3 protein-coding genes are annotated in these 9,235 nt (G+C 61.3%); all 3 read left to right on the top strand.

Annotated features, from left to right (window positions below):
- Nucleotides 1-69 precede the first annotated feature (69 nt).
- Nucleotides 70-5,973, top strand: a complete 5,904-nt coding sequence (locus tag WD767_04155; GenBank protein MEX2615268.1) for a FecR domain-containing protein — start codon at nucleotides 70-72, stop codon at nucleotides 5,971-5,973.
- Between the two features lie 36 nt (nucleotides 5,974-6,009).
- Nucleotides 6,010-7,458, top strand: coding sequence for a methyltransferase domain-containing protein (locus WD767_04150; GenBank protein ID MEX2615267.1), 1,449 nt, complete (start codon nucleotides 6,010-6,012; stop codon nucleotides 7,456-7,458).
- Nucleotides 7,459-7,575: 117 nt separating this feature from the next.
- Nucleotides 7,576-9,235: CHASE2 domain-containing protein (locus tag WD767_04145; protein MEX2615266.1), on the top strand; the 1,660-nt coding region annotated here is incomplete at its 3' end.

Genomic DNA, 9,235 nt, shown 5'->3' with positions numbered 1-9,235 from the left:
GAGAATCACGCCAACGGAAACACGTAAACAGCGTTAACCTGAGTTCGGGGCCCTGCCGATGCGCCGGTGATGCTGCCGGACGGGCGGATCGCCAGCGACGCCGCGTACCGGCAGCAGGGCGACGATCTTGTCCTGGCCGCGCCCGACGGCAGGACAGTCGTCGTCGAGGGCTATTTCCGGCTCGACCCGCCGCCCGACCTGCTGACGCCGGAAGGCGGCCGGCTGACCCCGGCCATGGTCGATTCCTTCACCCCACCGGAAGCCGCAGGCCAGTACGCCCAGGCCGGGCAACTCGCCCAGAACGCCGAACCCATCGGCCAGGTCACCGATCTCACGGGCCAGGTCTTCGCGGTGCGCGCCGACGGCACGCGGGTGCGGCTTTCCGCCGGCGACCCGGTGTTCCAGGGCGATGTAATCGAAACCGCCGCCGGCGGCGCGGTCAACATGATCTTCGTGGACGACACGACCTTCGCCCTGGGCGCGGATGCGCGCCTGGCGCTGGACGAGATGGTCTACAACCCGGCGACCCAGACCGGGTCGTCGTCGTTTTCGGTGCTGAAGGGCGTCTTCGTCTTCGTCAGCGGCCAGATCGCCCACACCGACAATACCCAGATGACGGTGACGACGCCGGTCGCCACCATCGGCATCCGCGGCACCAAGGTCGCGGGCGACGTGCGCCCGGCCGGCGAGGAAAGCAAATTCACGGTCATCGACGGCGAGATCGCGATCTCCACCCAGGGCGGCGTGGTGGTGATGAACCAGGCCAACGCGACCACGGTCATCACCAATTTCCTGGCCCCGCCGAGCCCGCCGGTGGTGTATACGACGGACCAGTTGAACAGCGCCTATAACTCGGTCAGCGGCGTCTCCAATTACACCAGCGGTTCGAACAACAGCGGACAGAACAATACGCCCGGCGAAAATGGCGAGGAGCCCTCGGACGACTCAACGGAAGCCGGTGGCGAGGATGGCGGCGAGGACGGTGATAGCGGAGAAGGCGGCGATGGCGGCGGCGGAGGAGAAGCGCCGGTTGAGGTTGCCGTCGTGGTGCCGGCACCGGTAGCGCCGCCGGCGGAAGTCCCGCTCGTACCAGTCCTGCCGCCAATTGTCCTACCGACCATCATACCCGCCGCACCGCCACCGCCGCCGCCGCCACCGCCACCGCCGCCACCACCGCCGCCGCCACCGGACCCGAATCCGGTGTTCAACTTCAGCGCCAGTTCAACGCCCGTCACCTTCACCGGCGGCGACGGCAACAACATCATCATCGGCAGCAATTTCGACGATGTCCTGAACGGCGGTGGGGGCAACGACATCCTGACAGGCGGCGCCGGGAACGATGTGGTTTCCGGCGGCGTCGGGAACGATATCCTGATCGCGGGATCGGGCGGAGGCAACGATTCGTATGACGGCGGCGCCGACTTCGATACGCTCCTCTACACCAGCACATCGCTCGGCATCACAGTTTCCGTGTCAAGTACCCCGAAGTCCGGATCGGCCACGGGCCTGGAAATCTACAGCGACAGCTTTCAGAATATCGAAGCCATCACCGGCGGTGCCGGCGCTGACAGCTTCGTCGTCGGCAGCGTCGGCGGCATGTTCTTTAGTGGCGGCTCGGGGAACGATTCGCTTTCCTATGCGCCCGTCACATCGGCGCTCACCGTCGATCTGGGCGCGGGAACCGTATCAAGCGGCACGCTCTCCGGCCTCGTCACCGACACGTTTTCCGCTTTCGAGGCCTTTACCGGCGGTTCCGCCGATGACGCGATTCGCGGTTCCGGCGGCAACGACTTCCTCAATGGCGGCGGCGGCAACGACACGATTTTCGGCAGCGGCGGCAATGACCAGATCGATGGCGGCAGCGGCGTCAACACCCTGATCTATGACGCAATTTCCGGTGTCCAGGTCGACTTCGAAGCCGGCACCGTATCCGGCGCCGACTTCATCGACACATTCAGCAATATCGCTTCCGCCTTCGTGACCAATGGCGTTGTTAACTTCAGCACCAGCAATTTTTCCGGGACAGGCACTCTTACCATACAGTCCGCCTCGACGCTCATAGCGCACGGATCCGCGACCATCGCAACCGACATCACCAATGCCGGCGTCATTCAGATTGAAGCCGGTGCGACACTGGATATCGGCGACATCGGCGCCACCGGGCATGTTTTCCAGAACACCGGAACACTCGTGGTCGATGGGGACCTGACACTGACCGATACGGCCGCCACGCTGGCCGCCGGCACGAACCTGCAAATAGCCTCCGGGTCACGAATCGACCTGATCGAGGAGACCGACCTCGCGCTCGATACAGATTTCACCCTGCTGGCGGGGCGGATCATCGGCCTTGGCACGGGCGCCGGACCGGCGGCACTGACCGGCGCGGGAACGCTCACCAACCAGGGCAATATCGAATTTTCCGGCGGCATCCTGGGCATCGACACGATCAATGCGGCCAATATCACCACGACGGACGGCAAATACACAGTTGACGGAACGCTCACCCTGAACGATTTGGGTACCATCGACCTTTCCGGCAGCAAGTTACTTGCCGGCGCCGGAACCTATCTCAGCCTCGGCACCCTGACATTGAACGGTGACATTGTCGCGGCCAGCTTCGTGCAGCAGGCTGGCGACCTCGACATAGTCGGCAACGTTACCGTGGACGGGGTGCTGCAACTCGGCGCCGCCGCATCGATTTCCTATGGCGTCGACGTTCTGGGTGGAGTCGGCACGCTGGTCAACCAGAACGATTTCGACATTTTCAGCCGCGACATCGATGTCCTCCATGTCGTCAATGAAGGACGTATTGGTTTCGGCGATGTGACCCTCACCGGGTCCGAGATCATCAACACCGTGACGGGAACATTTGAGGTCGGACTGGACGGCGGCGGCGCCATCGACATGGAGGTCGGCGAAACGGCAACGAATGCCGGGCTTATCGATATCCTGAGCTTCAGTAATTTCGACTTCCTGGACGGCGTGCTGGAGAATTCCGGCGTCATCAATATCGGCGACGGCGGTGAACTCGCCATTCTGGGCGGCACATTGTCGTTACTGGATGGCGGCACGCTCACCGGATCCGGTTCGGTAACCCTGGCCTCCGAGCTCAATATCGGCGCCGGCGTCGATTTCCTGCTGGGCAGCGGCGGTCCGTCGATTGAGCTCACCAATGGCGACATTGCCGGTGGCGGGACCATCACAAACGACAGCAGCCTCGCTTTTTTGAGCAGCGGCCTGATCAGCGTCGCGACGTTTACGAATACCGGCGACATGACGTTCAATGCCGGCACTTACACCATTGGCTCGGGCGCCGGTTTCACCAATGAAGTCGGCGGCACGATGCTGCTGAATGGCGATAACGGAGTCGCCTTCGTCGACCTGGCCACGGACATTACAAACCTTGGCCTGATTGCGGTAAACACAAACAACTCATCCGCAACCGGTGTCCTTCGCTTCGACGGGCAGACGCTGACGAATGCCGGCACGATTCAGATCGACGGCGTTGCCGGAGCCGCACCGAACATGTTCGGCAATATCGTCAATACCGGTCTGCTCGATATCAACAATTTTTTCTTCCAGACCGGATTCGGAGACATATCGAATACCGGCACAATCGATATCAGCGACGCAAGCCGCCTGTCTTTTGGCCAAGGCTCCGGGACGACAAATTTCCTGACGAATGAAGCCGCAGGCACGATAACCCTGAACAATTCCGGCAGCTTTGTCGTGGAATTGGACAACCGGATTATCAATAACGGCGTCCTGGACTTTGGCGGCGGCGAACTGCTGATCACCTCGGGCGGCACGTTTACGCAGAATCTGGACCTCGCCCTGACGACGGCGGGCGCGAAAATCGATGTCGGTTTCGGCGGCACCGGCGGCACTCTGGATGGTGCCGGTACGCTGACGCTGGGCGCCGGGACAACGCTGGGCGTTAATGCGAGCGGGAATGTCGCGCTGGACATCGTCAATTCCGGTGTGATCGATAGTTCCGACGGGCAGCTCAACTTCGATGGAACTGTCTTCAATCAGACGGGGGGCGCCATCGATCTCGCGGGCAGTGCGACTTTGACCGGCGCCGGGAGCATCGTCAACCAGAGCGCGTCTGATATTACACTGCAGGACGACACAATCGACCTGACCTTCGTGCAGAGCAGCGCCGCCAACGGTACCGCCACCCTTGGCGGCGTATTGGATATCGGCGGCGCGCTTGTGTTTAAAAGCGGCGCCCAGATCGACCTCGATACGTTTGGCGGCGTCATCACGACCGGTACCGGTACGATCGACAACGGCACGACGCTGCAACTGACCAGCGACCAGATCGGCATCGGGCATTTCATCAATCGCGGTTTCGTCCAGCTGAATTTCAACGGCACGATCACGACCGATACCTTCGACAATGTGACCGGCGCGACCCTGCGCGCGGAGGACATCCCGAACCGTATCGAGATGACCAATAACGGCACCTTCACCAATGACGGCCTGATCCAGATCAATGGCTTCCATACATTGACCTTCGAGGGCGGCGTGCTCGCCAATGCCGGCCAGATCGATATCGGGCCGGGCGACAACGGTACCCTCGATGTCATCGGCGGTACCCTGTCGATGCGGAACGGCGGTTCGCTGACCGTCGGCGGCGGGATCGGACATGCGGTCAATATCGATACGGAATTCAACATCGCGGCCGACGTCAATTACGTCCATGACGATACCGAGGTTGCGTTCAATCTGAATGGCGGCACGATCACCGGGCCGGGCACGCTGACGAACCAGTCGGAAATCAATTTCAACGACGGCGCCGGTCTGGCCCTGGAATTCACCAATACCGGCGACATAACGCTGGCCGGCGCCGGCACCAACACGTTCAATATCGCGGACGCCAGCGAGAACCTGGTTGGCGGCGTCATGACCATCAGTTCCGCCGCCACCTTCGACATGGGCGGCGCCGGTGTCTTTACCAATAACGGCAATTTCATCCTCAATACCTTCGAGCTTATTACCGTGCAGGAAGGCGAGTTCCTGAACGATACCAGCGGCACGCTGTCCGGTTTTGGCACCATCTCCCTCGGTACGAACGGCACATTCACGCAGAACGGCACCGACAACACCGGCGCGTCACCAGGCGAGATCACCATCGGCGGCAACGTCACGCGCGGCGATTCCTCGCACATGATCACCGAACTGGCGGGCCTCGCGCCCGCGACGGAATTCGACGTCTACAACGTCACCGGAATCATGGATCTGGCCGGCACGATGACGGTGGAACAGATCGACGATTTCGCCGTCGATATCGGCGACAGCTTCGCGGTCGTCAGTGCCGGGCAGTTGAATGGCAGTTTCCATGAAATCAACGGCCTGGATGTCGGCGGCGGCGTTGTCATCGACGCCGACCAATCGGCGACCGGCATCACCCTGACCGGCGTTGCGGTAACGCATCAGGGCGATGGCGGCGACAATACCCTGACCGGCGGCGGCGGCAATGACGTTTTTTCGGCCGGCGACGGCAACGATACCATCGTGAGCAATGGCGGCGATGACCTGATGCATGGCGGCGATGGCGACGATCTCTTCATTGTCCGGGACACCAGCTTCGGCCGGGTCGATGGCGGCAACGGGTTCGATCTCATCACCTTCGACGGCGCCGGTGAAAGTTTCGACCTGACCGCGCTGCGCGGCGACCAGTTCAGCAGTATCGAAGCGCTCGATCTCACCGGCTCGGGCGATAATGCACTGTTACTGGATTCCCGCATCGCATTTGCCGCAACCAGCGGTATAAATGCCGAAACCGGCACGTCGCACAGCCTGATCATCGAGGGCGACGCCGGGGACTCCGTTAATTTCCAGGACAGCTGGAACAACACGGGCAGCGTGACCATCGGCGACAACGGCTATTCGGTCTACCAGAGCGTCTCGCATGACGCACAGGTCTACGTGGACAACAGTGTCACCATCAACGCCGAGGCGGCCTGACCGGCGTAACGGCCGGTGCGGGAAGGCTGGGATGATGTGAGCGACTGCGGCATTGGCACCTTCGGACCGCCGGCGATTACCGGGTCGCTGCAGCCCCTCTTTGACGCCGCCGTCATCATACCGACCGTCCTGCGCGACACCCTGCCCCGCGCTGTTCGTTCCGTCTTTACCCAGGATTGGCCCGGCCGCATTCAGATCCTGATCGGCGTCGATGTCGCCCGCGGGGACAGGGATATCCTGCGCCAGCTTTCTGCGGAATGCCCGGATCGCATGGCGATCACGATCTTCGATCCCGGTTATTCGACGGCCCAGGTCCATGGCGGGATTTACCACAACGCCTATAGCGGCTCGCTCCGCACGGTTTTGAGCTACGCCGCGAACAGCCGCCACCTGGCCTATCTCGACGATGACAACTGGTGGGCGCCGCATCACATTTCGGACCTGCTGCAGGCGGTCGAAGGCTTTGACTGGGCCTTCACCTACCGCTGGTTCGTCGATCAGGGAACACAGGAGGTTCTGTGTGCCGATGATTTCGAATCCATTGGACCGGCGCGCGGCATTTATGCCGAAAAACTGGGCGGGTTTGTCGATTCGAACTGCCTGCTGATCGACAAGACGCGCTGCCACTTTGTCCTGCCGCAATGGTCGATCCCGCTGCTCCGCGATGGCAGCGGCGAAGACCGGAACGTCTTCAATGCCTTGAAAAACCAGCATTCTACCGCATGGACGAAACGCCCCAGCGTATATTACGTCATCAATCCCGATTCCGGCGCACAGCCTGTACGGGACAAAATGCTGGCCCGGCGCGGCCTGAAGGTTTCGGTCCCGCAAAAGGGGCAGGCTGCGCCCTTCGCACACCGGAACGCGAAGATCAACGAGTACCTGTTGTCCAATCTGACCCGAAAACTGCATCTCGGCGCCGGCGGCAACATCCTCCCCGGATGGCTCAACACGGATATCGCGCCGGTTTCCGGGGCGGTTATGGCGCTGGACATGACCCGTCCCTTCCCCTTCGACGATTCCAGTTTCGATTATATCGCCGGTGAACATGTCATCGAGCACATGACCCTGCCCGAAGGGCTCCGCATGCTGCAGGAATGTCATCGTATCTTGAAAATCGGCGGAAAAATCCGCCTGTCGACGCCCGATATCCGCCGCCTTCTGGCGCTTTATACGGCCGAACCCAGCGCATTGCAGAAACGCTACGTGGACTGGATAAACCGCGCCTTTATCGGTCACTCAACGGGTTACAATCCAACTCTCATCCTCAACAACCTGTTCTACAACTGGGGCCACCGGTTCATTTACGACCAGAACGTGCTTGCCGCCGTCCTGACCCAGGTCGGGTTTACGGATCTGGCGGCCTGCCCTGTCGGCGAAAGCTCCGATCCGCACCTAGCGGGTATTGAAAAACATGGTGAAACCGTGGGACAACCGGAACTCAACGCCTATGAATCCATGGTGATCGAGGCAATGAAACCTTAACCGGACGTTAACCACCCGCCGGGCAGTATGATACAGGAGGGTGTGGTTTTATGCCGATTTTGCATGGAATCATGTTAACCTTCTTTCGCAGGGGAAGAATCGACAACGTGGGCACCGATGGTTGCAACTGCCAATTTCCGTGACGGCAACGAAAAGTCTGGCCTGTCGGAGCGCATTGGCGACCTCGGCCGCAGAATCGGCGGCGGATTCTCCCGCCGCGGCAGTCGTGGTCCGTGGTGGAAACTGAAAGCGTCCACGATTATTGCCCTGGCGGTTCTCGCCCTCGGCATAGAAGGGCGGCATCTGGATTTCGAGTGGGTCGAGTGGGTCCGGGTGAAGACCTTTGACGTTTATCAGAAACTGCAGCCCAGGCCCGAACAGGCCCTCCCCGTCGGCATTATCGATCTCGACGAAAAAAGTCTGTTCGAAATCGGTCAATGGCCGTGGCCCCGGACGATCATTGCCGACCTGCTGAACAGGCTGGCCGATGCGGGCGCCGCCGGTATCGCCTTCGATATGGTGTTCCCGGAGCACGACCGGACCTCGCCCGCGCTGATCGCCAATTCCATTCGGGGTATCGACAATCAGACTGTTTCGAAACTGAAATCGCTGCCCAGCAACGACGACGTCCTCGCGGCCGCGATGCGGCGCCTCCCGACCGTTGTCGGCCAGGTGGGCCTCAACAACCCGTTACCGGACGGCAAGCTGCCGCCGACGTTCAAGTCGGTCATCAAGGGGGTTGTCGGCGTCGGCGACGGATTTCCATACGCCTTTATCGCGCCCAATTATACGGCCTTCATGGGCAACGTTCCGGAGCTTGAAAAAGCCGCCAGCGGGCACGGCATCTTCTCGGTGGGCGAGGAACCGGACGGCGTGGTGCGTCGCGTCCCCCTCATTTCGCGCGTCGGCGAGGAAATCCGGCCGGCGCTGTCCATCGAGTTGTTGCGCGTCGCCCTGGGGGGCTCCGGCGTCTTTGTCCGCCGCGATCCGGCGGGGATTTCGGATATCATCATCCAGCGCATCGGCCAGCCGGGATACAGCATTCCGACGGACCGGAACGGGCGCATCTGGGTCCATTTTTCGAAACCCGCCCCGTACAACACCAGGAATAACGAAGGCCGTCTGTATATTTCCGCCTCCGATGTCATAAACGGCAAAGTGCCCAGGGAGCGGCTGGCCGGAAAGCTGTTCATCCTTGGCACATCCTCCGTCGGGCTGCTCGATATCCGGGCGACGCCGATCGCGCCCCGGCTGCCCGGGGTGGAAGTCCACGCAAACATCCTGGAAAACATCATCGGCGCGACCAATGCCCGTGTCCAGAAGCAGGACGAAATCGTCCAGGCGGGACTGGCCGAAGCCAAGGAGCGCGGGCTGGATGAGAAGTCGCCCGAATACCAGGCGCTGGCCGCGAAGATAAACAATGAGAAACTGGAGGTCGTCGATTTCGATTTTTACCTGAAGTACCCCTATTTCGCGGACGCCGTCGAAATTTCGATGATCCTGTTCGCTGGTCTCTTCATGATCATCTTCATCCCGCGGCTGGGCCCGATGCTGACCCTCGCCGGAGTCTCCGTGGCGGGCGCCGCCCTTCTGGGCGGCAGCTGGTATCTGTATTCGGAACACCTCACGCTGATCGACGTGACCTATCCCGGCGTTGTCACCATGGCGCTGTATTCGGTGCTGACCTTCGCCAACTACACCCGAGAGGCCGCCGAGAAGAAACAGGTGCGCGGCGCCTTCGCGCAATACCTCTCCCCGGCCCTGGTCGAACAGCTTG

Source organism: Alphaproteobacteria bacterium (genome assembly GCA_040905865.1).
Taxonomy (GTDB): domain Bacteria; phylum Pseudomonadota; class Alphaproteobacteria; order UBA8366.
This window is presented reverse-complemented; position numbering and strand designations above follow the sequence as displayed.

Excerpts from the sequence above, each read along its gene's own strand:
- WD767_04155 (MEX2615268.1), top strand. The coding sequence starts at position 70 with ATGCTGCCGGACGGGCGGATCGCCAGCGACGCCGCGTACCGGCAGCAG.